This is a genomic window from Streptomyces sp. NPDC026515, assembly GCF_055567595.1.
This window is the reverse complement of the sequence record NZ_JBVHQD010000002.1, coordinates 373,433-398,575: the sequence shown is the minus strand read 5'-3', so window position 1 is coordinate 398,575 and position 25,143 is coordinate 373,433. Positions and strand designations below refer to the sequence as shown.

General features: G+C 71.7%; 18 protein-coding genes. 7 read left to right on the top strand and 11 right to left on the bottom strand.

Translation table 11 applies throughout. The features are described 5' to 3' along the window. Nucleotides 1–12: 12 nt before the first annotated feature. From ACZ4O3_RS05245 to ACZ4O3_RS05230, 4 genes are read right to left on the bottom strand one after another with little or no spacing between them, the layout of a single operon-like run. Nucleotides 13–648 carry a GTP-binding protein gene (locus ACZ4O3_RS05245; RefSeq protein WP_362729460.1) on the bottom strand — a complete coding sequence of 212 codons (636 nt, stop codon included), beginning with the start codon at nucleotides 646–648 and terminating at the stop codon, nucleotides 13–15. After that, a complete protein-coding gene (locus ACZ4O3_RS05240; RefSeq protein WP_362729462.1) occupies nucleotides 629–1,060 on the bottom strand; it encodes a DUF742 domain-containing protein in 432 nt (143 codons plus the stop codon). Before ACZ4O3_RS05240 ends, ACZ4O3_RS05245 begins: the two co-directional genes overlap by 20 nt. Beyond that, a complete protein-coding gene (locus ACZ4O3_RS05235; protein WP_362729464.1) occupies nucleotides 1,057–1,560 on the bottom strand; it encodes a roadblock/LC7 domain-containing protein in 504 nt (167 codons plus the stop codon). The genes ACZ4O3_RS05240 and ACZ4O3_RS05235 overlap by 4 nt, the downstream gene beginning before the upstream one ends. Continuing rightward, nucleotides 1,557–4,355, bottom strand: coding sequence for a sensor histidine kinase (locus ACZ4O3_RS05230; protein WP_467721214.1), 2,799 nt, complete (start codon nucleotides 4,353–4,355; stop codon nucleotides 1,557–1,559). Before ACZ4O3_RS05230 ends, ACZ4O3_RS05235 begins: the two co-directional genes overlap by 4 nt. Before the next feature lie 407 nt (nucleotides 4,356–4,762). Between ACZ4O3_RS05230 and ACZ4O3_RS05225 the strand changes: the two genes are divergently transcribed. Beyond that, nucleotides 4,763–5,551, top strand: coding sequence for a hypothetical protein (locus ACZ4O3_RS05225; RefSeq protein ID WP_467721213.1), 789 nt, complete (start codon nucleotides 4,763–4,765; stop codon nucleotides 5,549–5,551). 489 nt (nucleotides 5,552–6,040) lie between these two features. Here the strand turns inward: ACZ4O3_RS05225 and ACZ4O3_RS05220 are convergent, their stop codons facing one another. Next, on the bottom strand, nucleotides 6,041–6,532 hold the full coding sequence (locus ACZ4O3_RS05220) for a MarR family winged helix-turn-helix transcriptional regulator (protein ID WP_467721212.1): 492 nt from the start codon (nucleotides 6,530–6,532) through the stop codon (nucleotides 6,041–6,043). A 275-nt stretch (nucleotides 6,533–6,807) separates the two neighbouring features. Here ACZ4O3_RS05220 and ACZ4O3_RS05215 point away from each other — a divergent pair, with 275 nt between their 5' ends. Then, a complete protein-coding gene (locus ACZ4O3_RS05215; protein ID WP_362728333.1) occupies nucleotides 6,808–7,614 on the top strand; it encodes a lysozyme in 807 nt (268 codons plus the stop codon). Nucleotides 7,615–7,682: 68 nt separating this feature from the next. Here ACZ4O3_RS05215 and lon read toward each other — a convergent pair whose 3' ends face one another. Continuing rightward, entirely contained in the window at nucleotides 7,683–10,103 is a 2,421-nt protein-coding gene (lon, locus tag ACZ4O3_RS05210; RefSeq protein ID WP_467721211.1) for an endopeptidase La, read from the bottom strand. A 194-nt stretch (nucleotides 10,104–10,297) separates the two neighbouring features. Here lon and ACZ4O3_RS05205 point away from each other — a divergent pair, with 194 nt between their 5' ends. Beyond that, complete coding sequence (locus tag ACZ4O3_RS05205; RefSeq protein WP_467721209.1) at nucleotides 10,298–11,107, top strand: GNAT family N-acetyltransferase; 810 nt, start codon at nucleotides 10,298–10,300, stop codon at nucleotides 11,105–11,107. Between the two features lie 70 nt (nucleotides 11,108–11,177). On the opposite strand, the gene ACZ4O3_RS05200 is transcribed toward ACZ4O3_RS05205, so the two are convergent. Further along, nucleotides 11,178–11,927, bottom strand: coding sequence for a rhomboid-like protein (locus ACZ4O3_RS05200; RefSeq protein WP_467721208.1), 750 nt, complete (start codon nucleotides 11,925–11,927; stop codon nucleotides 11,178–11,180). Between the two features lie 256 nt (nucleotides 11,928–12,183). On the opposite strand from ACZ4O3_RS05200, the gene ACZ4O3_RS05195 reads away from it, so the two are divergent. The 4 genes from ACZ4O3_RS05195 to ACZ4O3_RS05180 all read left to right on the top strand — a co-directional run bounded on the left by ACZ4O3_RS05195 (nucleotide 12,184) and on the right by ACZ4O3_RS05180 (nucleotide 18,995). After that, nucleotides 12,184–12,882: a spermine/spermidine synthase domain-containing protein gene (locus tag ACZ4O3_RS05195; protein WP_467721207.1), complete on the top strand. Its 699-nt coding sequence runs from the start codon at nucleotides 12,184–12,186 to the stop codon at nucleotides 12,880–12,882. Nucleotides 12,883–12,992: 110 nt separating this feature from the next. Next, nucleotides 12,993–13,733, top strand: a complete 741-nt coding sequence (locus tag ACZ4O3_RS05190) for a response regulator transcription factor (protein ID WP_362722323.1) — start codon at nucleotides 12,993–12,995, stop codon at nucleotides 13,731–13,733. Next, entirely contained in the window at nucleotides 13,730–14,836 is a 1,107-nt protein-coding gene (locus tag ACZ4O3_RS05185; RefSeq protein ID WP_362722326.1) for a HAMP domain-containing sensor histidine kinase, read from the top strand. The genes ACZ4O3_RS05190 and ACZ4O3_RS05185 overlap by 4 nt, the downstream gene beginning before the upstream one ends. 325 nt (nucleotides 14,837–15,161) lie before the next feature. After that, nucleotides 15,162–18,995, top strand: coding sequence for a multifunctional oxoglutarate decarboxylase/oxoglutarate dehydrogenase thiamine pyrophosphate-binding subunit/dihydrolipoyllysine-residue succinyltransferase subunit (locus ACZ4O3_RS05180; RefSeq protein WP_467721206.1), 3,834 nt, complete (start codon nucleotides 15,162–15,164; stop codon nucleotides 18,993–18,995). A gap of 91 nt (nucleotides 18,996–19,086) precedes the next feature. On the opposite strand, the gene fxsT is transcribed toward ACZ4O3_RS05180, so the two are convergent. The 4 genes from fxsT to fxsA form a co-directional block, all read right to left on the bottom strand. Next, on the bottom strand, nucleotides 19,087–22,095 hold the full coding sequence (gene fxsT / locus ACZ4O3_RS05175; protein ID WP_467721204.1) for an FxSxx-COOH system tetratricopeptide repeat protein: 3,009 nt from the start codon (nucleotides 22,093–22,095) through the stop codon (nucleotides 19,087–19,089). 121 nt (nucleotides 22,096–22,216) lie between these two features. Then, nucleotides 22,217–23,623, bottom strand: a complete 1,407-nt coding sequence (locus ACZ4O3_RS05170) for an aKG-HExxH-type peptide beta-hydroxylase (RefSeq protein WP_467721320.1) — start codon at nucleotides 23,621–23,623, stop codon at nucleotides 22,217–22,219. Continuing rightward, nucleotides 23,623–24,777, bottom strand: a complete 1,155-nt coding sequence (locus tag ACZ4O3_RS05165; RefSeq protein WP_467721203.1) for an FxsB family cyclophane-forming radical SAM/SPASM peptide maturase — start codon at nucleotides 24,775–24,777, stop codon at nucleotides 23,623–23,625. Before ACZ4O3_RS05165 ends, ACZ4O3_RS05170 begins: the two co-directional genes overlap by 1 nt. Before the next feature lie 145 nt (nucleotides 24,778–24,922). After that, nucleotides 24,923–25,117, bottom strand: coding sequence for an FxSxx-COOH cyclophane-containing RiPP peptide (fxsA, locus tag ACZ4O3_RS05160; RefSeq protein ID WP_362731874.1), 195 nt, complete (start codon nucleotides 25,115–25,117; stop codon nucleotides 24,923–24,925). Nucleotides 25,118–25,143 lie beyond the last annotated feature (26 nt).

Here is a 25,143-nt window from a genome sequence, read left to right as displayed (position 1 = left end):
GGGACCGTTCTCCTACTCGGGTGTTTCGTCCAGCGCGTGGGCGACCAGGGACAGCAGCGTCTCGATCACCGGGACACGACGGCGGGCGTCCATGATCATTACAGGTATGCGCGGCGGGATCGTCAATGCCTCCCGCACATCCTCGGGTTCGAAGCGCTCACTGCCGTCGAAGTGGTTGACCGCGACGACGTACGGCAGCCCGCAGCTCTCGAAGTAGTCCAGCGCCGGGAAGCAGTCCTTCAGACGCCGGGTGTCCGCGAGGACGACGGCCCCGATCGCGCCCCGCACCAGGTCGTCCCACATGAACCAGAACCGCTGCTGCCCCGGCGTACCGAACAGGTAGAGCACCAGGTCGTCGTCGAGGGTGATGCGGCCGAAGTCCATGGCCACGGTGGTGGTGAGCTTGCCGGGCGTGGCGGTGAGGTCATCGGTCTCCGCGCTCGCCTCGGTCATCAGCGCCTCGGTCTGCAGAGGCGTGATCTCCGAGACGGCGGTGACCAGTGTGGTCTTGCCGACACCGAAACCTCCCGCCACGACTATCTTCGTGGCGACGGGGGCCCTGCTGCGGTCCGTCTGCCAGGACCGCTCTTGCTCCTCACCGTCGAGGAGCGGGGCGACGCCGGAGGCGTCAGAGACGGCGTAGTCCACTCAGCACCCTTTCCAGCAGAGCGCGGTCCGGACGGCCCACGCCGTGACCGGTCCCCGTTCCGTACACACGGATCTTTCCCTGGTCCGCGAGGTCACTGAGCAGGACCCGGACCACACCGAGCGGCATCTTCAGCAGCGCGGCGATCTCGGCCACCGTGCGCATCCGGCGGCACAGCTCGACGATGGCCCGCATCTCCGGCATCACCCGGGTGTTGAGGGATCCGTTCGTCAGTTCCTTGCGCTCCTCGGCGGCCTCCAGCGCGGCCGTGCTGCCGACGAACGTCTCCACGAGGAGCACGTGGCCGAAGCGGGTACGGCCGCCGGTGAGCGAGTAGGGGCGGACGCGGGCGGGCTTGCGCTCGCCGCCGCGTACCGGGAGGTTCTGCCTGCGGTCCTTCGGCGCGTTGCTCATCGGCCGCTCCTCGTCGCTTCCGCCTCCAGGGATTTCCGCAGTTCACTGCGGAGTTCGGGGGTCAGGACGTGGCCGGCGCGGCCGACGAACAGTGCCATGTGGTAGGCCACGACACTCATGTCGCACTCCGCGGAGCCGTGCACGCCGAGCAGCGAGCCGTCGCTGATGGACATCACGAAGAGGCTGCCCTCGTCCATGGCGACCATCGTGTGCTTGACCCCGCCGAACTCCATCAGCCGGGCGGCGCCGATGGTCAGGCTGCCGATGCCGGAGACGACGGTGGCGAGGTCGGCGGCGGAGCCGCGCGGGCCGCGCCGTTTCTCGGTGCGGGCCTCCCGGGCCTCCTCGTTGCGTCCGGGGTCCGAGGAGAGCAGGAGCAGGCCGTCCGAGGAGACGACGGCGACCGACTGGATGCCGGACACCTCCTCCACGAGGTTGCTCAGCAGCCAGTGCAGGTTACGGGCCTCACTGCTCAGTCCGAAGGTACTGGGCGCGGTCAACTGCTTGCCTCCTCGACTGTGCCCCCCGTTGCTTCACCGGATGCGGCTGATCCGGGTACGGCTGGTGCGGTGCTCGGCACCTGGTTCTGTCCGGTCTGTTCGGCGATCTCCGCCTGGACGTCCCGACGGCCGGCGTCGGCGCCGCTGCGGAAACCGCCGAGCCTGCGGCGCAGCGCGTCGGCGTCGACACCGGTGCCGCGCTGGCGCGGGGCCGGGGCGGTGGTGGTGATCTTGGGGGTGCGCTTGGGGAGGCCCTTGCTGGTGACCGGGTCCTCGTCGCCCTCGCCGTCCGTCAGGGCACCGCCCGTGCGGTACCCGGTGCCGGGTGCGGGCAGCGGGCGGGCGTGCTCCTCGGCGTCGGCGGGGTGTGCCCGGTCCCCGGCGGCGGCGACTCCGGGCGGCTCCTTCGCCGCCCCGGGTTCCGGCCCTGCCAGGTCGGGGATCAGGAGTTCCATCGTCGTCTCGGCAGGGGTCTCCGCGGGGGCCTTCGGGCGGGCCGCCGGTTCGGGGGCCGCCGTGTTCGGCGGGGACGCCTGCTCGTGGGCGGGGTGTTCGTCCGCGTTCCGTACGGCCTGCTCGGCGAGCGTCACCAGGGGGTCGCCGGACTTCGGGCGGCCGTGCAGGACGTTGGAGTTGACCTCCGCGTCCGCGCCGGGAAGGGAGAAGCCGTGCGAGCCGCCGGGAGCCGTCGCGGCCGAGGGGACCGCCGTCGCGGGGGGCGTGGCCAGCAAGGGCTGGGGCAGCACCACGACCGCCGCCACCCCGCCCTGCTTCTGCTCGCGCAGCTGCACGCGGACACCGTGCCGGTGGGCCAGGCGGGCCACGACGTAGAGGCCGAGCCCGAGACCGTCCTCGCCCTCCTGGTCGTACGGCGACTCGGGGTCGAAGTCGGCGAGGCGGCCGTTGAGCCGGACCAGACGGTCGGCGGTGGTTCCGATGCCCTCGTCCTGCACGGAGAGCATGACCTCGCCGCTCTCCAGCAGCCAGCCGGAGATCTCCACGGGCACGTCGGGCGGCGAGAACGAGGTGGCGTTCTCCATGAGTTCGGCGAGCAGGTGGCTGAGGTCGTCGGCGGCGAAGCCGGCCACGTGCACGTGCGGGGGCAGGGCCGAGATGCGGACCCGTTCGTAGCGCTCGATCTCGCTGACCGCCGCCCGGACGACGTCCACCAGCGGGATCGGGCCCGCGTGCTGCTGGACGTGTTCGGTGCCGGCGAGGACCAGCAGGTTCTCGCTGTGCCGGCGCATGACCGTGGCGAAGTGGTCGAGCTTGAAGAGGGTGGCGAGCCGGTCCGGGTCCTGCTCGCGCTCCTCCAGGCCCTCGATGACGGCGAGCTGGCGCTCGACCAGGCCGAGGGTGCGCAGCGCGAGGTTGACGAAGGTGCCGCCGATGCTGGTGCGCAGCCGCTCCAGCTGGTCACCGGCGTCGGTGAGTTCGGCGCGCAGCTCCTCGCGGGCGTCGGCCATCTTCTGGCGCTGGCCGACCAGGTGCTTGCGGTCGGTCTCCAGGGTGGCGATGCGGTCGTACAGCTCGACGGCGTGCCCGTGCAGGGCGTTGACCGAGCGGACGACCTGGGCGAACTCGTCGTCACGACCCGTGAAGGTGATCGGTCCCTCGGTGCGCGGGTCCTCGGCCTCCGCCAGCCGCGCGGAGCCCCGGCGGAGCACCGACAGGGGGCGGGTGAGGGTGCGGGCCATGGCCGTGGCGATGCCCACCGCCACCAGCATCAGGGCGCCGAGCACCGCGACCCGGATCTCCAGCGCGGTGACGTCGTCGTCGCGGAGCGCCGCGAGGTCCTCGGCACGGTGTGTGTAGAGGGCGGACTCGCTGCCCCGCATCAGGTCGACCCGGGCCGACAGCGCCGTGTCCAGCTTCTTGGTGCCGGTGGCGAGGTCGTCGTCGGAGAGGGTCGGCTGGTCGGTGAGGGCTGCCAGGTACTTGTCGGCGTTGTTGACGTCGTTGCCGGTGACCGTGGAGTCGTACGACTCGACCGTCGCCTTGGGCGCGGTGTCCCGGAAGTCGGCGAGGGCGGCGTCGGCACGCAGCCTGGCCTGCTGGGCGGCGGCGGTGAGCGCGTCGCGCTGCTTCCGGTCGGCGTCGGAGGTGGTGGTGCTCGTGGTGGGCAGACCGGTGAGCGGGTCGATCGTGGTCTGGGTGGTGCTGGGGATGTTCAGGGCGGCGAGCAGGAGGCCCCGGGCGGCCGCGGACTGCTGGACGGCGGAGTCCAGCTCGGCGAGCGCGTGGGCGCCCGAGCCCGCCCTCGGGGGCGTCCGCTCGGCCAGTTCCTCGGCGAGCCGGTGGAGTTCGGTGATGGTCCTGGAGTACGCCTCGTGCGCCTGCAGGGCCGTGGACCGACCGGTGAGCGCGGAGCGGCGGACGGCCGCGATGCCGTCGAGGTCGGTGCGCAGCCAGCCCGGGATGTCGGTGTCCGCGCGCAGGTCCTCGACCTGGCGGTCGACCCGGGCGCCGCGGTCCTGCGAGGGCGCCTTGGACTTGGGGCGGCCCGCAGCGACGTAGGAGGTGACCTCGTCACGCTCGTCGGCGAGGGAGTTGGCCAGCGCCAGCGCGTCCTGGGTGCGCCCGGCGAGGGTCACCAGGTCCTGGGAGTCGCTCAGCTGTCCGGAGGCGGTCAGCAGGGCGGGCGCGCCGGCCCCCGCGATCGCCGCGGCGACCACCGCCACGGCCACGATCAGCCGCGTGCGGACATGCTTGCGGCGGCCGGTGCCGACGGGAGCGACGGCGCCCGTTTCGGAGGCCGTCTTCTTGCCTGTGCGCCGAGGCCGCGTCTTCTGCACCGGTGCTCGCATTCCTGAACTCGTGTACCCAAGGGGCCGGGTGGCACTCCGTCATAATCCCCGGCATCTGGTGCCAAGTGGTGCGTGTACCCGGTACCTGCACCCCTTCTGTAGGTCCCCGACCCTCCCAGCGCCGGCGGGCGGCGGTCCGGCATCGCCTGCCCCGCCACCCGAAGGAGTGAACATCGGAGGGGAGTTGGCGGGCAAGTTCCGGCGGACCGTGCGGGGGCCCTGTCCGGCCTGCCGGTTGGACGCGGGCGGCAGGCTTTGACAGGATTCGCCACCACGTCTTCCCGGAGTGCTCTATTCCAGCCCAAAACAGGCGGCTGACCTGCGGGACTGCGTGAATTCCCGGACGGTTGCCAGCCTTTGGCGAAGATCGTGAAGGGGTCGTGCAGACTGGCCGGATGCGCACTGAGCTCGTTTCGGAACCCGGCACCCCCGACCGTCCCAACGAGGACTTCGCGGGGGTCGGACTTCCCGCCTCGGGACAGGGGGGTTGCCTGATCGTCCTGGACGGAGTCACCCCGCCGGAGGACGGAACCGGGTGTCTGCATTCCGTCCCCTGGTTCACCGCCCGCCTCGGCGGCGCACTGACCGAACTGACCCTTTCGGCACCAGATCTGACGCTGCGGGAAATCCTCGGACGCGCCATCCGGCGCACCGCGGAGGCTCATGGTGACACCTGTGACCTTTCTCACCCGCGCACGCCCCAGGCGACGGTCGTCCTGGGCCGCTGGTCCGAGGAGAGCCTGGAGTACCTCGTCCTGTCCGACTCCGCGCTGCTGCTGCGCTCCCCCGACGGCGCGGTCACCGCGGTCCTGGACGACCGTCTCGACCGTGTCCCGCGCTCCTCGCTGGCCTCGGACGCGATCGCCGACGCCACGGTCCGCAACAAGGAGGGCGGCTTCTTCACGGCCGCCGCCGACCCCTCGGTCGCGGCCCGGGCGGTGGCCGGCACCGTGCCCCGGAACCGGGTCGGCGCGCTCGCCGCCCTCACCGACGGGGCGACCCGCTGGACGGAGAAGTTCCGTGCGGGCGACTGGGCGGCCCTCTTCGACGTCATACGCAAGGAGGGCGCGCGGGCACTGGTCGACAGGGTGCGGGAGCTGGAGGCGGCCGACCGGGAGAAGCGGGCGTTCTTGGGGCGGAGCAAGACGCACGACGACGCGACGGTGGTGTACGTCGAGTTCTGAGGCCCCCGCGCGCCGCTCTGTGGCCCCCTGTGCCCCTGGACCCCCGCGCGTGCCGGAGCGTCCCGCACGTCCCGGAGCCCTGTGTTCCGATACCCCCGCGCGTGCCGGAGCCCCCTGCACCCGGGGCCACCGCGCGCACTGAAGCCCCTGCGTCAGCCCCTGCGTCCCGATTCCCCGCGCGGAAGCCCCCGCGCGTCCCGGAGCCCCCTGCACCCGGGGCCACCGCGCGCACTGAAGCCCCTGCGTCAGCCCCTGCGTCCCGATTCCCCGCGCGGAAGCCCCCGCGCGTCCCGGAGCACCCTGCGTGCCCGGGGCCACCGCGCGCTCCGAAGCCCCCCGCGTTCCGAGACCCCCCGCGGGTCCCGGGGCCCCTGCACGTCCCGATACCCCCGCGCATCCCGGAGCACCCTGCACATCCCGGGCCCCCGCGCCGCTCTGAAACCCCCTGCGCCCCGATACCCCCGCGCGATCTGCTGCCCCCTGCGGCGGCTACTTCTCCATCACGCCGTTCAGCTGGTGCAGCAGCCGGGCCAGCTCGGCGACCTCCCGGCGGGGCCAGTGGGCGAGCTGGCTGACGTAACGGCCGCGGCGGGCCTCGCGGACCGTGCCGACCCGGCGCCGGCCCTCGTCGGTGAGGGCGACCAGCCAGGCCCGCCCGTCGGCCGGGTCGGGCTCGCGGGCGATGAGTCCGAGCTCCTCCAGGGCGCGCAGCTGACGGGACATGGTGGCCTTGCCGACGCCGATGTAGGCGGCCAGTTCGGTGGCGCGCTGGCCGCCGCACTCGTCGAGCCGGACCAGCAGGCCGTACGCGGCCGACTCCAGGTCGGGGTGGACCTCGCGCGCCATTTCTCCCTGGTTGGCGCGGGCGCGTCGCAGCAGCACCGTCAACTCGCGTTCCAGGGTCAGGAATTCCTGGTCCGCGCCGCCCGGCGGCAACCCGGCGGCGACGCGCTGTCCGTCGCCCTTTTCGTCGTCGTGCACGTCAGCACCCCTGATCGGTTTCGCAGTCCTGAAAGTTTCCGTCAAACCCTGTCATCGCCGCAGCTCACCAAGTATTCCGCAGGCGTAGACCATCGGCGGCCTCCGGACCCCTTCCCCGGCGTTCTCCGTGTGCGTGGCGTCTCCACCAGGCCATGAATGACATGCCCATGTCAGCAATGCGCGTCACGCCGTGTGACTCCGCGTCGTGTCGCGCCCCCCGCACCGGCCGTCTCTGGCATATCTGGGACCCCCACCTCACCCCACGGAGGCACGTCATGCCCGTGCACAGACCCGCCCCCACTCTCCCCACCGGACTGCTCGCGCTCCTGCTCGCGACGGTCTCCCCGACCCCGGCCCACGCCGACACGACCGTCCCCGCCCGCGGTTCGGCCTACATGGGCATGGGCGTACTGACCCACGACGGCCAGAGCGGTACACCCAAGAGCGGCGACGCCACCCAGACCGAGGGTGTCGACGTCTCCGGCCACCAGGGCAACGTCTCCTGGCCGACCCTGCTGGGCAGCGGGGTCAAATGGGCGTACACCAAGGCGACCGAGGGCACGTACTACACGAACCCCTATTTCGCCCAGCAGTACAAGGGCTCCTACGACGTGGGCATGATCCGCGGCGCGTACCACTTCGCGACCCCGGACTCCACGAGCGGTGCCGCCCAGGCCAACTACTTCGTCGACCACGGCGGCGGCTGGTCCAAGGACGGCCGGACGCTGCCCGGCGCCCTCGACATCGAGTGGAACCCGTACGGCGCCGCCTGCTACGGCAAGTCCAAAAGCGCGATGGTCAGCTGGATCGCCGACTTCCTCAAGACCTACAAGGCGCGCACCGGCCGGAACGCGGTGATCTACACGGCGACCAGCTGGTGGACCGACTGCACCGGCAACTACAGCGGCTTCGCGGCCGCCAACCCGCTGTGGATCGCCCGGTACGCCTCGGACGTGGGCACACTGCCGGCGGGCTGGTCGTACTACACGGCGTGGCAGTACACGTCGTCCGGTCCGAACGTCGGAGACCACGACAAGTTCAACGGGGCCCGTGACCGGGTGATCGCGCTCGCCAACGGCTGACGACCACGCGGCACGAGGGCCCGGGCCCCCTCGCGGGGACCCGGGCCCTCTCCCTCCGGCAGCGTCCGTCACGCCGCTACCGGAACCTCCGGCGTCGCGCCGTTCGTGGCGGGCGCGAGCGCCAGCTCCAGGACCTGGCGGACGTCGGTGACGGCGTGGACGTCGAGCTTGTCCAGCACCTCCGCCGGGACGTCGTCCAGGTCGGCCTCGTTGCGCTTGGGGATGATGACGGTCGTCACCCCGGCGCGCTGGGCGGCGAGCAGCTTCTGCTTCACACCGCCGATCGGCAGCACCCGGCCGGTCAGCGAGACCTCACCGGTCATGGCCACGTCCGTGCGGACCAGACGGCCGGACAGGAGGGACGCGAGGGCCGTCGTCATGGTGACGCCGGCGCTCGGGCCGTCCTTGGGGACCGCGCCCGCCGGGAAGTGGATGTGCACGCCCCGCTCCTTGAGGTCGGCGACCGGGAGTTCCAGTTCGGCGCCGTGCGAGCGGAGGAAGGACAGGGCGATCTGCGCGCTCTCCTTCATCACGTCACCCAGCTGGCCGGTCAGGGTCAGACCCGCCGCGCCCGTCTCCGGGTCGGCCAGCGACGCCTCCACGAAGAGGACGTCGCCGCCCGCTCCGGTGACCGCGAGCCCGGTCGCCACACCCGGGACCGCCGTACGGCGCTCGGCCGGGTCCTGGGCGGACTCGGGCACGTGGTGCGGCCGCCCGATCAGGTCCCTCAGGTCCTCGTCCCTGATCGTGAAAGGCAGCGTCCGCTCGCCCAGTTCGTGCTGGGCAGCGACCTTGCGCAGCAGCCGGGCGATCGACCGCTCCAGGGTGCGCACGCCCGCCTCCCGGGTGTACTCCCCGGCGAGCTTGCGCAGCGCGCTCTCGTCGAGGGCCACCTCGTCCGCGCCGAGGCCGGCCCGCTCCAGCTGGCGCGGGAGCAGGTGGTCGCGGGCGATGACGACCTTCTCGTCCTCGGTGTAGCCGTCCAGCCGGACCAGCTCCATGCGGTCGAGCAGGGCCTCCGGGATGGCCTCCAGGACGTTGGCGGTGGCCAGGAAGACGACGTCGGACAGGTCGAGTTCGACTTCCAGGTAGTGGTCGCGGAAGGTGTGGTTCTGCGCCGGGTCGAGCACCTCGAGCAGGGCGGCCGCCGGGTCGCCCCGGAAGTCGGAGCCCACCTTGTCGATCTCGTCGAGCAGGACGACCGGGTTCATCGAACCGGCCTCCTTGACCGCCCTGACGATCCGACCGGGCAGCGCGCCCACGTAGGTACGCCGGTGACCGCGGATCTCGGCCTCGTCCCGGACACCGCCGAGGGCGACCCGGACGAACTTCCGTCCCATCGCGTGCGCGACGGACTCACCGAGCGAGGTCTTACCGACACCGGGCGGACCGACGAGCGCCAGCACGGCACCGCCACGGCGCCCGCCGATGACGCCGAGGCCCCGGTCGCTGCGGCGCTTGCGTACCGCCAGGTACTCGGTGATCCGCTCCTTCACGTCCTCCAGGCCGGCGTGCTCGGCGTCCAGGACCGCCTTGGCACCCTGGATGTCGTACTGGTCCTCGGTGCGCTCGTTCCACGGCAGTTCCAGGACGGTGTCCAGCCAGGTCCGGATCCACGAGCCCTCGGGCGACTGGTCGCTGGACCGCTCCAGCTTGTCGACCTCCTTGAGGGCGGCCTCGCGGACCTTCTCCGGCAGGTCGGCCGCCTCCACCCGGGCGCGGTAGTCGTCGGACTCCTCGCCGTCCTTGGCGGCGTCGCCGTTCAGCTCGCGCAGCTCCTTGCGGACCGCTTCGAGCTGGCGGCGGAGCAGGAACTCGCGCTGCTGCTTGTCGACGCCCTCCTGGACGTCCTTGGCGATCGTCTCGGCCACGTCCTGCTCGGCCAGGTGGTCGCGCAGCTGCTGGGTGGCGAGCTTCAGCCGGGCGACCGGGTCGGCGGTCTCCAGCAGCTCGATCTTCTGCTCGGTGGTCAGGAACGGCGAGTAACCCGAGTTGTCGGCGAGCGCGGAGACGTCGTCGATGGCCTGCACCCGGTCCACGACCTGCCAGGCGGCGCGCTTGCGCAGCCAGGCGGTGGCGAGGGCCTTGTACTCCTTGACCAGTTCGGTGACGTGACCGGGCACCGGTTCCGGAACGTTCTCCTCGATGCGGGTGCCCTCCACCCACAGGGCGGCACCCGGGCCGGTGGTGCCGGCGCCGATGCGCACGCGGTGACGGCCGCGGATCAGCGCGCCGGGATCACCGTCGGCCAGCCGGCCGACCTGCTCCACGGTGCCGAGCACACCGGTGCCCGGGTAGGTCCCGTCGACCCGCGGCACCAGGAGCACCCTGGGCTTGCCGGGCTCGTTGCGGGCGGCGGCCTGGGCGGCCTCCACGGCGGCACGTACATCGGGGTCCTTGAGGTCCAGCGGGACCACCATCCCGGGCAGCACGACCTCGTCGTCGAGCGGCAGCACAGGGAGGGTGAGTGATGCGGACGTCGAAGCCATGATCTCCCTTTCGGCACTGAACTTGAGCTATGCCGACTCAATGCATGTGAGCCACCGAATGTTCCCAGGGGTGCGTTCGCTGTGAGCGATCGCTCACCGACCTGGCCGTGCCGGGCGCACGGCCGGGAGAACAGCCGCCGCCACGACCGGAAAACAGTTGATCGGCACGGGCTCATTCCCCGTACGGTCGGCCGATGACCGACAACGAGACCGAGACCGACGCGGCCCTGCTGGCCGCCTACGACTCCCAGATGCGCGCCGTCCAGCCGGTCCCCGCGCCCGGGATCACCTACCAGCACGACGGCCCCGTCCTCCGGGTCGTGGGCCAGCACCGGGGGTTCGTGACCGGACCGCGCGACTGGGGCGGCGTGCGCGGCCCGGAGCTGGACGCGCTGATCGCCCGGCAGCGGGACTTCTTCGCGGCGCGCGGCGAGGCGGTGGAGTGGAAGACGCGCGGGCACGACGACCCGGCGGACCTCCCCGACCGGCTGCGCGCGGCCGGCTTCGTGCCCGAGCCGCGGGAGACGGTCGTGATCGCCCCGGCCGAGGACCTCGCCGCAGGGTCCCCGGCGCCGCCGCCCGAGGTGGCGCTGCGCCGGGTCACCGCCGACACGGACCTGGACCGCATAGCCGCACTGGAGACGGCGGTGTGGGGCGAGGACATGGCGTGGATCGCCGGATACCTCAGGGGCCGGCTCACCGTCGAGCCCGACGACAACGAGGTGTACGTGGCCGAGGCGGCCGGCGAGGTCGTCTCGGCGGCCTGGGTGGCCTTCCGGCCCGGCACCGACTTCGCCATGCTGCTGGGCGGGTCCACGCTGGCCGAGTGGCGCGGCAGGGGCGTCTACCGTGCGCTGGTGGCCCTGCGGGCGGCCCGGGCGGCGGCCAGGAACACCCCCTACCTCCTCGTGGAGGCCTCGGACGACAGCGCCCCGATCCTGCGGCGGCTGGGCTTCAGGGCCGTGACGACGACGACCCCGTACGTCTGGACCCCGGCCGGCTGACCCTCCCCGCCCCCAGGCGCCCACCGCCACGGCCACGACCGCGCGCGGGCACCGCCGCACCACCGGCGGGTCATACGGCGGTGCCGCCGGCCGGGACCGGGGCCTGCCGCCGCTCCCGGTGCCAGCGCCGTACCACCGGCCACAGCGCCGTCCCGATGCCCAGCGAGATCAGATGCCCCCAGTCGGTCATCGGGTCCTCGAAGGCGATGAGGTCCGCGACGAGGCCGCAGCCGACCAGGGTGAGCAGGGGCCAGCGCAGCCAGGGGGTGAGCAGGCCGCAGAGGGCGCCGATGCTGGCGGCCACGCCGAAGCTGATGCCGTAGTCGAGGCGGTGCAGGGAGGTGTCGGGGAGATGGCCGGCCAGGACCGCGAGGCCGACCGGGACCTCGGTGGCGAGGGTGGCCAGCACATGGCCCGCCAGGAAGACCAGGATCGCCCGGGCGCCCCCGGTCCGCCGCTCCAGCGCGGTGAGGACGAGCACGAAGGCGAGGGCGTAGGGGGAGAGCAGACCGCCGGCCACCCACAGGGCGCTGGCCAGCAGGACGAAGACCGGGGTACGCACGAGGTGGGCGACGTCGGTGCTGGAGTCCTGGTAGACGGCGTGCAGCAGGCCGGGGCCGGCGAACTCGGCGAAGAGCGAGGTGAGCGCCAGGATCACCGTGTAGCCGAAGGTGACCGGTGTGCCGGTGGGAGTGGGCAGCAGCCGCCAGGGCCGCACCCGCGGGGCGGGGCGCGTGATGGTCGCGCCGAGGACCGCGACCGGGCCGCGCTGCCGCGGCACCCCGTCCAGCAGGGGGGCCGCCGGCACGGTCCGTTCCACGGTGAGGCGCTCCTTCCGTTTCACCTCGCCAGCCTTCGCACTCCCCCGGGCCGCTGTCTATGACCGAGGCCACCCGGCGAGCGATTCACAGGATTTTCCGAAGAACCACGGGAAGCCGGGAGGACCATATGAGCCGTCCGGGGCCCCCGACGGCCGCGAAGCGCCGGGCGACCCCTCGAACGAGTGACTCCCCGAGGGCTGTACGGCACCCGTAATTCGCGTGGCCGCAAAGCCCTGTTGGGGCAGGATGGCCGGCATGGCGGACATCAAGGGCACGACTTCCGCGGACGACGGTCCTCCCGTGGTCCTGGACCGGCGCGAGGGGCCGTACGGCGAGGTGGTCCTGCGCAGACACGGCGGACTGCTGCAGATCATCGCCAACGGCTGCTTCCTGATGGACACCTCCGACGGCCGCTCGGAACGGCTGCTCGTGGACGCCGCCCGGGAGGCGCTGGACGGACGCGCGGGGCCGGCCGTGCTGATCGGCGGGCTCGGCGTCGGGTTCTCGCTCGCACACGCCGCGCGGGACCCCCGCTGGGGCCGGATCACGGTCGTGGAGCGGGAGCCGGCCGTGATCGGCTGGCACCGGGACGGCCCGCTGTCCCCGCTCTCCGGGCGCGCGTTCGCCGATCCGCGCACGGAGATCGTCGAGGCCGATCTGGTCGCGTACGTCAATGAGACTTCCGACACATTCGACGCGCTGTGCCTCGACATCGACAACGGCCCCGGCTGGACCGTCGACGAGGACAACGAGGGCCTCTACTCACCGGCCGGACTCGCAAGCTGCGCAAGGGTGTTGAGACCGGACGGGGTACTCGCCGTGTGGTCCGCCAAGCCCTCCGCCGAATTCGAGGAAACCTTGCGGAATGCCGGGTTCAAACAGGTGCGTACCGAAGAGATCCCGGTTGCCCGGGGCGTTCCGGACGTCGTTCACCTTGCCGTCCGCCCTGGATAGCGAGTGCGCCGTCTGTCCCCGTAATGTGCATCCCTGACGCGGATCATTCAAGCGTCAATCGCAGTCATGGGATCACCCCACTGGTTCCGGAAAGCACACAGGGGCGGGCGATGGAGCAGACACACACCTCCCACAACGGCACGGCGACGGCTACTCCGGGCGCTCAGCGCCGGGTTCTGGTCGTCGAGGACGACGCCACGATCGTCGACGCCATCGCGGCCCGCCTGCGCGCCGAGGGATTTCTCGTGCAAACGGCGGGAGACGGGCCCGCGGCCGTCGACACCGCCGAGGCCTGGCAGCCCGATCTGCTGATCCTCGACATCATGCTGCCCGGCTTCGACGGTCTGGAGGTCTGCCGTCGCGTGCAGGCCCAGCGGCCGGTGCCGGTGCTGATGCTCACCGCGCGCGACGACGAGACCGACATGCTGGTCGGCCTCGGGGTCGGCGCCGACGACTACATGACCAAGCCGTTCTCCATGCGGGAACTGGCGGCCCGGGTGCACGTACTGCTGCGCCGGGTGGAGCGGGCGGCCGTCGCGGCCTCCACCCCCCGGTCCGGCATCCTGCGCCTCGGCGAGCTGGAGATCGACCACGCACAGCGCCGGGTGCGGGTGCGCAGCGAGGACGTGCACCTCACGCCGACCGAGTTCGACCTGCTGGTGTGCCTGGCCAACACCCCGCGCGCGGTGCTCTCCCGTGAGCAGCTGCTCGCCGAGGTCTGGGACTGGGCGGACGCCTCCGGCACCCGCACGGTCGACAGCCACATCAAGGCGCTGCGCCGGAAGATCGGTGCCGAGCGGATCCGCACCGTGCACGGGGTGGGCTACGCACTGGAGACACCGACGCCATGACCGCCGGGCCGGCCGGACCGAGAGGCCCCGGGGAGGAGCCCTGGGGCACCGTGCGCCCGTTCTCGATCAAGACCAAGCTCGGCGCGCTGGTCGTCGTCTCGGTCCTGATCACCACGGGTCTGTCGATGATCGCGGTGCACACCAAGACGGAGCTGCGCTTCATCACGGTCTTCTCGATGATCGCCACGCTGCTGATAACGCAGTTCGTGGCGCATTCGCTCACCGCGCCGCTGGACGACATGAACGCAGTGGCCCGGTCCATCTCGCAGGGCGACTACACGCGCCGGGTACGCGAGAACCGCCGGGACGAGCTGGGCGACCTGGCCGAGACGATCAACGTCATGGCCGACGAGCTGGAGGCCCAGGACCGCCAGCGCAAGGAGCTGGTGGCGAACGTCTCGCACGAACTGCGCACGCCCATCGCGGGCCTGCGGGCCGTCCTGGAGAACGTCGTCGACGGGATCGCCGAGCCGGACACCGAGACCATGCGCACGGCCCTGAAGCAGACCGAGCGGCTCGGACGGCTCGTGGAGACCCTGCTGGACCTCTCCCGCCTGGACAACGGCGTCGTACCGCTGCGGCAGCGCCGCTTCGAGGTGTGGCCGTACCTCTCGGGCGTGCTCAAGGAGGCCAACATGGTCGCCGGCGCGCGCGGCCTCGCCTCCAACTCCGGCAGCCACACGCGTACGGACGTCCATCTGCACCTGGACGTCTCGCCGCCGGAGCTGACCGCGCACGCCGACCCGGAGCGCATCCACCAGGTGGTGGCGAACCTCATCGACAACGCGGTCAAGCACAGCCCGCCGCACGGCCGGGTGACCGTGAAGGCGCGGCGCGGCCGTCAGTCCGAGTCGCTGGAGCTGGAGGTCCTGGACGAGGGCCCCGGCATTCCGCGCTCGGAGTGGCACCGCGTCTTCGAGCGGTTCAACCGGGGGGCCGTTCGGCGTCCGCACGGGCCGGGCAGCGACGGCGGTACGGGGCTGGGGCTGGCGATCGCCCGGTGGGCGGTGGATCTGCACGGCGGCCGGATCGGCGTGGCCGAATCCGACCGGGGCTGCAGGATTATCGTCACCCTCCCAGGGCTTTCCTCCGTCCCAAGTTGACGTAAAGTTCGATTCGGAGCCTCAAGATCCACCTGCGGTCCCGGACGCGTCCGCGCGGCCGGGCGCCCGTGATCAGGTGCGACCTCCGCGCACGTCGTGAGGGGTGCCAAGGGGCGGTGATCATCGGCGTGGCGGAGCCATGCCCGATTCGGTCCGCTCACAGCGGAACCCCGCTTGTTTCCCGCCATTCCGAGCCCCGAAACACGCTTTCCGGTGTGACTTACACGACGATGAACCGGCCCGACCTGACCTTCACGGTCTTGGGGGCGTAGCCTTTATTTCCGCTGTCCATCACCTTGTGAAGCGGAAGAGGGCGGTTGCCGCCGTGTCGCCACAGTCCCCCAGTAACTCGAGCTCCCCCACCCTGCGGGCGGGAGATGCACCCACGACCGACGCAGACCAAGCGGGCAAGAACCCCGCAGCCGCGTTCGGACCGAACGAGTGGCTCGTCGACGAGATCTATCAGCAGTACCTCCAGGACCCGAATTCGGTAGACCGAGCCTGGTGGGACTTCTTTGCCGACTACAAGCCGGGGGCGCCTGCCGCCTCGGCTCCGGCGGGTACCGCGGCCGCGGGGGCCGCGGGCACCACGACGCCCGCGCAGGCGCAGCAGGCCGCGGCTCCGGCGGCGCCGGCGCCCGCCACGCCCGCGCCCGCCGCGGCCGCTCCGGCCGCGCCCAAGGCCGCGGCACCCGCTCCGGCGCCCGCGAAGCCCGCGCCCGCCGCCGCGGCCCCGGCCGCCGCGAAGCCGGCCGCCGCCGCGAAGGCCGCGCCCGCCGCCGAGGCGCCCGAGGGTCCCGAGCTGGTCACCCTGCGTGGCCCGGCCGCGGCCGTCGCGAAGAACATGAACGCCTCGCTGGAGCTGCCGACGGCCACCTCGGTCCGCGCGGTCCCGGTGAAGCTGCTGTTCGACAACCGGATCGTCATCAACAACCACCTCAAGCGCGCCCGGGGCGGGAAGATCTCCTTCACGCACCTGATCGGCTTCGCGATGGTGCAGGCCATCAAGGCCATGCCGACGATGAACTACGCGTTCGGCGAGAAGGACGGCAAGCCGACCCTCGTCAAGCCCGCGCACGTCAACCTCGGCCTGGCCATCGACCTGGTGAAGCCCAACGGCGACCGCCAGCTGGTCGTCGCGGCCATCAAGAAGGCCGAGACGCTGAACTTCTTCGAGTTCTGGCAGGCCTACGAGGACATCGTCCGTCGCGCCCGCGACAACAAGCTGACGATGGACGACTTCACCGGCGTCACGGTCTCCCTGACCAACCCCGGCGGCCTCGGCACCGTCCACTCGGTCCCGCGCCTGATGCCCGGCCAGTCGGTCATCATGGGCGTCGGCTCCATGGACTACCCGGCGGAGTTCCAGGGCACCAGCCAGGACACCCTGAACAAGCTCGGCATCTCGAAGGTCATGACGCTCACGTCGACCTACGACCACCGGGTCATCCAGGGCGCCGCCTCCGGCGAGTTCCTGCGCTCGGTCGCCAACCTTCTCCTCGGTGAGAACGGCTTCTACGACGACATCTTCGAGGCCCTGCGGATCCCCTACGAGCCGGTCCGCTGGCTCAAGGACATCGACGCCTCGCACGACGACGACGTCACCAAGGCCGCCCGCGTCTTCGAGCTGATCCACTCCTACCGGGTCCGCGGCCATGTCATGGCCGACACCGACCCGCTGGAGTACAAGCAGCGCAAGCACCCCGACCTGGACATCATCGAGCACGGTCTCACCCTGTGGGACCTGGAGCGCGACTTCGCCGTCGGCGGCTTCGCCGGCAAGTCGATGATGAAGCTGCGCGACATCCTCGGCGTGCTGCGCGACTCGTACTGCCGCACCACCGGCATCGAGTTCATGCACATCCAGGACCCGAAGCAGCGCAAGTGGATCCAGGACCGCGTGGAGCGCCCGCACTCCAAGATGGAGCGCGAGGAGCAGCTGCGGATCCTGCGCCGCCTGAACGCGGCGGAGGCCTTCGAGACCTTCCTGCAGACGAAGTACGTCGGCCAGAAGCGCTTCTCCCTGGAGGGCGGCGAGTCCGTCATCCCGCTGCTCGACGCGGTGATCGACTCCGCCGCCGAGTCCCGCCTGGACGAGGTCATCATCGGCATGGCCCACCGCGGCCGCCTGAACATCCTCGCGAACATCGTCGGCAAGTCGTACGCGCAGATCTTCCGCGAGTTCGAGGGCAACCTCGACCCGAAGTCGATGCACGGCTCCGGCGACGTGAAGTACCATCTGGGCGCCGAGGGCACCTTCACCGGCCTGGACGGCGAGCAGATCAAGGTCTCGCTGGCCGCCAACCCGTCCCACCTGGAGACGGTCGACCCGGTCATCGAGGGCATCGCCCGCGCCAAGCAGGACGTCATCAACAAGGGCGGCACGGACTTCACGGTGCTGCCGGTGGCGATCCACGGCGACGCGGCCTTCGCGGGCCAGGGCGTGGTGGCCGAGACCCTGAACATGTCACAGCTGCGCGGCTACCGCACCGGCGGCACGGTCCACGTCGTCATCAACAACCAGGTCGGCTTCACGGCTGCTCCCGAGTCGTCCCGCTCGTCGATGTACGCGACGGACGTGGCGCGGATGATCGAGGCCCCGATCTTCCACGTGAACGGCGACGACCCGGAGGCCGTGGTGCGTGTCGCGCGCCTCGCCTTCGAGTTCCGTCAGGCGTTCAACAAGGACGTGGTGATCGACCTCATCTGCTACCGCCGCCGCGGTCACAACGAGTCGGACAACCCGGCCTTCACCCAGCCGCTGATGTACGACCTGATCGACAAGAAGCGCTCGGTGCGCAAGCTCTACACCGAGTCCCTCATCGGTCGCGGCGACATCACCCTGGAAGAGGCCGAGCAGGCCCTGCAGGACTACCAGGGCCAGCTGGAGAAGGTCTTCACGGAGGTCCGCGAGGCCACCTCGCAGCCGGCCGTCTCGGACGCCCAGGCGCCGCAGGACGGCTTCCCGATCGCCGTCCCGACGGCCATCTCCACGGAGGTCCTCAAGCGGATCGCCGAGTCCCAGGTCAACATCCCGGACTACTTCACCGTGCACCCGCGTCTGCTGCCGCAGCTGCAGCGCCGGGCGTCGATGATCGAGGACGGGACGATCGACTGGGGCATGGGCGAGACCCTCGCCATCGGCTCGCTGCTGATGGAGGGCACCCCGGTCCGGCTCTCCGGCCAGGACTCCCAGCGCGGTACCTTCGGCCAGCGGCACGCGGTCCTGATCGACCGCGAGACGGGCGCCGACTACACCCCGCTGCTGTACCTGTCCGAGGACCAGGCCCGCTACAACGTCTACAACTCGCTGCTCTCCGAGTACGCGGTGATGGGCTTCGAGTACGGCTACTCGCTCGCCCGTCCGGACGCGCTGGTGATGTGGGAGGCGCAGTTCGGTGACTTCACCAACGGCGCCCAGTCGGTCATCGACGAGTACATCTCCGCGGCGGAGCAGAAGTGGGGCCAGACCAGTGGCGTCACCCTCCTCCTCCCGCACGGCTACGAGGGCCAGGGCCCGGACCACTCCTCGGCCCGCATCGAGCGGTTCCTCCAGCTGTGCGCGCAGAACAACATGACGGTCGCGATGCCGACCCTCCCGTCGAACTACTTCCACCTCCTGCGGTGGCAGGTGCACAACCCGCACCACAAGCCGCTGGTGGTCTTCACCCCGAAGTCGATGCTGCGCCTCAAGGCGGCGGCCTCGAAGGCCGAGGAGTTCACGAGCGGGCAGTTCCGCCCGGTCATCGGCGACGCCTCGGTCGACGCGAACGCCGTCCGCAAGGTCGTCTTCTGCACCGGCAAGGTCTACTACGACCTGGAGGCCGAACGGCAGAAGCGCGGTGTCACGGACACGGCGATCATCCGCCTGGAGCGCCTGTACCCGCTGCCGGGTGCGGAGCTCCAGGCCGAGGTCAACAAGTACCCGAACGCCGAGAAGTACCTGTGGGCCCAGGAGGAGCCGGCGAACCAGGGTGCCTGGCCGTTCATCGCCCTCAACCTGATCGACCACCTGGACCTGGCGGTCGGCGCGGACGTCCCGGCCGGCGAGCGCCTGCGCCGCATCTCCCGCCCGCACAGCTCCTCGCCGGCCGTCGGTTCCGCGAAGCGGCACCAGGCGGAGCAGGAGCAGCTGGTGCGTGAGGTGTTCGAGGCGTAAGGCCTCCGGGTCCTCCGGCTCCTCCGGAGGACCCACGCCGATGGGCCCGGCCCCCGTTGCGGGGGCCGGGCCCATCGGCGTGTGGGAGGGCTCAGCTGGCCTGGGGTTCGAAGTCCCAGTACGGACGGTTGCGGGCACGCGCAGAGACGGTGTGGACGTGCTGCTTGCCCAGGGTCGCCTCCAGGTCGGTCAGGGCCTCCTGCTCGGTCTTCTCCGCCTGCTGACGGGCCCGCAGCCCGCGCAGGTCGGCCGCGTAGGCGACCCGGGCGGAGAGGGTGAGCGGGTGCGTGCGGCCGAGGGTCTCGGTCGCCCGGGCGATGGTGTTCCGGCTCAGTTCGGCGGCGGACTCCGTCTCACCGATCAGGTTGCGCAGGGCGGTGGCGTTGATGGCGCAGCCGAGCGTGTAGGGGTGACTCTCACCCACGGCCGCGCTCATGTCGGCGAGGGCCTGCTCGATCAGCACGTGGGCGTGCTGGCGTTCACCGACGTTGCGCAGGACCAGCGCCTGGTTGGCACGGGCGCCGATGATGAACGGGTGTCCTTCCGGGAGCAGTTGCTCATAGCGGGCCAGCACGGACTCGCTGGTCTCCCGGGCCAGGTCGATGTCACCGTGCTCACGGTTGAAGCAGCTGTGGCTCACGGCGGCGGACAGGGTGAGCAGGTGCCGGTCGCCGAGCTTGCGTTCGAAGCCTTCCAGCACCTTCGTCAGCAGCTTTCCCGCGGCGGCCCGGTCCCCGACGCGCAGCAGGCACAGCGCCAGGTTGTGCTCGGCGCGCAGGGTGTCCTGGTTGGCCTCGCCCGCGACGATCCGGTACTCGCGCACGTTCCTCGCCTGGGCCGACTCGGCCTCCGCGTAGCGGCCCAGCAGTCTGAGCCCGATCGCGAACGACACCTCGGAGAAGAGGGTCCACAGGTGACGGCTGGTCAGCACCAGCCGGCGCTGCTCCAGCGTCCGCTGGTCGATGTCCAGGGCGTCCTGGTAGCGGCCCATCAGCCGCAGCGTGAAGCCCCAGTTGTTCAGCGCGTTGAGCGTGCGCGAGTCCTGCTCGCCGAGGAGTTCCCGGTAGGTGGGGTACAGCTGTTCGTCCAGGACGAGGGCCTCGTCGTAGCGGCCGAGGGCGCGTACGTCGGCGGCCAGTCCGCTGAGCACCCGCAGGTAGTCGAGGTCGCGTTCGCCCCGCTCCTGGCGCAGCCGGTCCGCCGCCGCGCGTTCGATGGCCTCCGTCTCCTCCAGCATGCCCGCGGCGCGCAGCAGGTTGGCGTAGTGGTAGGTGACGTCCCAGACCCGCGGGTGCGAGTCACCGAGCAGCTCGCGCCAGATCTCCAGGGCCCGCCGGCCGAGCTTCCAGCCGGCGGTGTACTCGCCCGCGAAGTACATGTAGCGCAGGCAGTTGAGGACCAGGGCCTGCACCCTGCGGTCCTTGCTGTTGAGGACGTCGGCGTGCTTCAGGTGCGGCACGAGCTCCGCGTACGTCTCCCAGTTGCGGGTGTCGGTGGGACGGCCGGGGTCGGCCTCGGCCAGCGCTCGCCGCACCACGTCGAGGAACTCCCTCCGGTCGGCCTCCGGCATGTCCTTGCCGACGGCCTGATGGACCATCCGGTGCAGGTAGACCGACTCGCCGGGTGAGGGGACCTCGTCGGCGCCGATCTCGTGGGACTCCAGCCGGACCACGGAGTACTGCCGCAGCTGGTTGATCGCCTTGTTCCACAGCAGCGGATCGTCGAGCAGGCCGGTGAGCTGCTCGGGCAGGTCGTCGTGGGACATCTCGCGGAGCATGCGGACGGGGATGAAGCCCGGCGCGAAGAACGTGCACAGGCGCAGCAGGTCGACCGACTCCGGGACCGTGTCGCGCAGCTTGTTCAGCAGTATCGACCAGGCGGTCTGGAAGGTCACCGGGAAGTCGGCGGAGACCCGTACGACGTCCTGGTCGACGCCGTCCTCCAGCAGGGCGATGTAGTCGTCGACGGTCAGGTCGGAGTCGTTGAGCCAGCCCGCCGTCTGGTCCAGGAGCAGCGGCAGGTCCTCCAGCGCCTCGGCGAGCTGGTCGGCCTCCTGCTCCGACAGCCGGGCCGCGCGGCGCCGGATGAAGGCGACCGACTCGTCGCGGTCGTAGACCCGTACTTCGAGGAGCTTGCTGTTGTGCTCGCTCCACTCGGGGTTCCGGGACGTGATGAGCACGTGTCCGGAGCCGGACGGGACCAGGTCCCAGACCTGGTCGGGTTCGTCGGCGCCGTCCAGGATCAGCAGCCACCGGGAGAAGGGGTTGCCCCGGCGCAGCGAGTCGCGGACCGCGCGGAGCCGCTCGCCGTACTCGTCGCCGGTCGACAGGCCGAGTTTCGGGGCGAGTTCGGCCAGCAGACGGCGGTAGGTGGCACGGTTCTCGGCGTTGACCCACCACACCACGTCGTACTCGGAGCCGAAGCGGTACACGTACTCGGCCGCGAGCTGGGTCTTGCCCACGCCGGACATGCCGTGCAACGTCACCACGCCCGCGCCCGGTTCGCTGTTCTGCAGCAGGTGGTAGGCCTCGCCGAGCAGCGGCTCACGGCCGGTGAAGCGGGTGTTGCGGCGCGGTACACCGCCCCACACCTCGGGCATGGCGGCGGGGAAGCGGGGGCCGCGGGTGCCGGGGTCCGCCGCCGGGCGGCCGTCGGCCTGCAGGTCCAGCCGGTCCAGGAGGCGCCGCTCGGCCTCGTCGGCTCCCATGTTGGTCAGGTCGACCGGGGCCAGTACGGCGATGGCCGCGGGCACGGAGGCGTTGGTGACGGAGGCGGCGGCGAACTTGGCGGGGTCGGGGCCGACGACCTCGCGCAGCGCCGCGTTCCACTCCTCGAAGGTCCGGGGGCCGAGCTGGAAGTACCGCTCGCTCACCAGTATCAGGACGCGGCCCTCGGCCAGGGAGAGGCCGCGCAGGAGGTCCACCAGGGTCTCCTCGGCGGGGGAGTCCCAGCGCACGTAGACGACCCGGACACCGCGCCGCTCCAGCCTGTCCCCGATCCACGCCGCCCAGGCCCGGTTGAACCCGGCGAAGCTGATCGTGACGGTCTGCCTCGCGGCCCCCCTCTCGGTCGGCCTGACCGGCGTACGAGTTTCAGACATGCGACGGCCTCCACGCGTAGTCTTAAAATCCTAGAACTTCGGTGCGGCTCTGGGGAACACGGCGACTTCGGAACCGGCACCTCGGCTCGTCGATCTTTGCGCAGCGGGGCCTGAGAAGTCGTCATTTCCGAGATTCACCACGAGGTTGGCGCTGTGCCCACAGCGTGCGGGCCGCCTTGACGTACGCCTGCGCACGCGCCGTGTGCCCCCGGGGCGCGGGATGCGCCGCGAGCCGTTCGTGGGTGGCGGCCATCGCGTCGACGAACCGCCGGCCGGCCGTCGTGAGGTCCGCGGAGCCGGCCAGTGCGGGCAGGGCCGCGCCGACCTGGGCGTGGTAGCGCGCGTACTCGGCCCATGCCCCCGTGGCGTCCTCGCTGCGTGCCGGGCCCGCGGCGAGCGCCCGGCGCTGGAAGAAGTCCGCGAGGGCCAGGTGCGAGTAGGCGCCCTGCAGCAGCCCGTCGTACGGGCGCGGGTCGGGGCGCCAGGGGGCGAAGTACCGGGCCGCCGGGCCCGCCCGGTGCAGCTCCACCAACTCGCCCAGCGCCACCAGTTTGGCGTGCTGCAGTTCGTGGACGAGGGTCGCCGCGAAGGCGACCGGGGTGACCGGGGCGGTGCTGAACAGGGCACCGAACGCCTCGGGCCGGGTGCCGCTGCACCTGCCCCGGCTCCCCGCTCCGGGCGGCAGTTCCATCGGGACCAGGCAGCGCAGCAGCGCCAGGGCCTCCGTGAGCCGTCCCTCACCGCCGCCCCGCAGCGCGGCGGCCGTTCCCGTCCAGGGCTGCAGCCACCGCTTGCGCTCGGACTCGTCCGGGCCCGCCGGACCGACGGCCGCCGGCCGGCCGGCCTCGCGGGGTGGGGCGCGGTAGGGGTCGAGGTCGTCCAGGGGCATGGCCGGGGCGCCGGGGACCAGACCCGGCAGCGCGTACGCCGGGGTCCAGGCGAGCGATCCGGACCAGGCGCCGCCGTCGCTCTCCAGGTGGACGGTCGCCTGGCCGAGTTCCATCCGGCCGCGGTCGTAGGTCACCCGGAGGCGGGCGTCGCCCCGCTCCGGGGTGTGCAGGGCGCCCAGCGACGGCAGGACCAGGATCCCCTCGCGGGCCGTCAGGTCCGAGGTGAAGGTGATTCCGGCACGGGCCGCGGCCACGGCCGCCACGGCGCTGAAGTAGGCCAGGTCCCGGACCAGTTCACGGCGCTGTCCGTCGCCGGGAACACCACCGCGCGGATCGAGCCGGGTCAGGCAGCGCCGGGCCCAGGGGCCGAGCAGCGGATGGCCGAGCCGGGTCCGTGCGGGCGAACCGGGGGCGGCGGCCCGGTCCGCCGCGGTGAGCAGCGCCCAGTCCTCCCGCAGCCTGGCCTTCGCCGCCGGCGGGCAGAGCGCCGGGTCCGCCGCCTCGGCCGCGTCCAGCACGGCGCGCAGCAGGAGCAGCCGCCGGGTGTCCTGGTCCCGGACCAGCATCCCGAGCGTGCCGGCTCCGCCCTCCGTGCGCCCGAGTTCGGCGAGAGCCGGCTCCGGGACCGCCGGAAAGATCACGGGGTGCCCCCTTCGGGAGAGGCCACCGCGGGCACCGCGTCCGCGGCGAGCCGGCCGGCCACATGTCGGATGAAACGCTCCAGGTCGGCGCAGTACACCGAGGGGTTGCGGAAGCCGTGCCCGGCCCGGTAGCGGTGGGCGTACTGGCCCCCGCCGCACACGGTCAGCAGCGGGCAGGACCGGCATCCCTCCGCGAGCGCCGCGGTACCCGCCTGGCGTGCGGCGATCCCCGGGTGCCGCAACGCCTCGTCGAAGGTGTGCCGGAAGACGTCCAGGCCCGTGCGCGCGGCGCCCTCGTACGCCGACTTCAACGAGTCGACCTGCTCGATGGAACCGTCCGTCTCCACCACGAGCGCGTCGAAGGGCGTCAGACCGAGGGACTCACCGGCCGCCGGCAACCCCAGCAGCAGGGCCAGGCACTCCTCGAAGAGCCGCACCCGGGTCTCCCGCCGCTCGGCCGCCCACCAGCGGTCGAAGACCGCGCACAGCCAGTCGCCGTGGCGGCCGCCGCCCCAGTGCGGCGGCGGCGTGGACCAGTTGCCGTGCGGCAGCAGCAGGTCCAGCGCGGGCGGCCGGAGTTCGAGCAGGCTGTCGTACGTCTCCACCGGATCCGCGGTGGGGTCGACGACGGTCAGGATGCCGGCGTACGTATCCGGGAAGCGACCGGCGAGCAGCCGTGCCCCGCGTGCGGCGGCGGGCCAGGACGGGCGGCCCGCACGGTCGACGCGGAGCGCGTTGTGCCGGGCGCGGCCGCCGTCGAGACTGATGCCGACCTGGATGCCGTGCCGGGCCAGGACACTCAGCCGCTCCTCGGTGAGGAGGGTGGCGTTGGTCTGGACGGCGGGGCGGACCGCACAGCCCGCGGGCACGCGCGCGCGTACGGCTTCGGTGAAGCGAGCGAGGGTGTCGACGCCCGCCAGCAGCGGTTCTCCGCCGTGCAGCACCAGGGAGACCGCGGTCAGACCGTGGCCGCGGGCGTGTTCGGCGATGCGGTCGGCGGTCCGGTCGAGGACCGCGGGCGAGGCGGCGGCGGGGCGGGTACGCCAGGTCCGGTCCGGGCCCTCGTAGAGATAGCAGTAGGTACAGGCCAGGTTGCAGCGGCCGTGCACCTTCACGATGAACTGACGGAAGGGGTGACCGGTCGTAGACACTCCAGCACCCCCATGCCGTACGCCATTTCACCCGTATCAGGCCGCATTCCCGGCGGAAGACCGGACGCAAACCCGACGCGATCGAAGTCGCCTTGTTCTGTCTTTATTTGACCGAACGGAACCGCCTTTCTCTGCGCCAGGTGGCTCACATCGCGCTGTTGAACCCCCAGAGCATCTCGCCCGGCCGGTCCGCCCGCTCCCGCAGGCCCTCCAGCACCTCGTGCAGGACCGGGTGCCGGACCGTCCTCAGCTCCTCCAGATCCAGCTCCAGCAGTTCCGGCAGCGGCTCACCGGCCGTCGGTCCGCCCGGTACCCGCTCCGTGTCGTCCTGTCGGCTCATGTCCCCGTTCCTCTCCATCGTCAGCG

Bases quoted from the DNA above. Each gene is read 5' to 3' on its own strand.
- ACZ4O3_RS05240 (WP_362729462.1), bottom strand. From the start codon at position 1,060: ATGAGCAACGCGCCGAAGGACCGCAGGCAGAACCTCCCGGTACGCGGC.
- ACZ4O3_RS05225 (WP_467721213.1), top strand. From the start codon at position 4,763: ATGCGCACTGAGCTCGTTTCGGAACCCGGCACCCCCGACCGTCCCAAC.
- ACZ4O3_RS05215 (WP_362728333.1), top strand. From the start codon at position 6,808: ATGCCCGTGCACAGACCCGCCCCCACTCTCCCCACCGGACTGCTCGCG.
- lon (WP_467721211.1), bottom strand. From the start codon at position 10,103: ATGGCTTCGACGTCCGCATCACTCACCCTCCCTGTGCTGCCGCTCGAC.
- ACZ4O3_RS05205 (WP_467721209.1), top strand. From the start codon at position 10,298: ATGACCGACAACGAGACCGAGACCGACGCGGCCCTGCTGGCCGCCTAC.
- ACZ4O3_RS05195 (WP_467721207.1), top strand. From the start codon at position 12,184: ATGGCGGACATCAAGGGCACGACTTCCGCGGACGACGGTCCTCCCGTG.
- ACZ4O3_RS05190 (WP_362722323.1), top strand. From the start codon at position 12,993: ATGGAGCAGACACACACCTCCCACAACGGCACGGCGACGGCTACTCCG.
- ACZ4O3_RS05185 (WP_362722326.1), top strand. From the start codon at position 13,730: ATGACCGCCGGGCCGGCCGGACCGAGAGGCCCCGGGGAGGAGCCCTGG.
- fxsT (WP_467721204.1), bottom strand. From the start codon at position 22,095: ATGTCTGAAACTCGTACGCCGGTCAGGCCGACCGAGAGGGGGGCCGCG.
- fxsA (WP_362731874.1), bottom strand. From the start codon at position 25,117: ATGAGCCGACAGGACGACACGGAGCGGGTACCGGGCGGACCGACGGCC.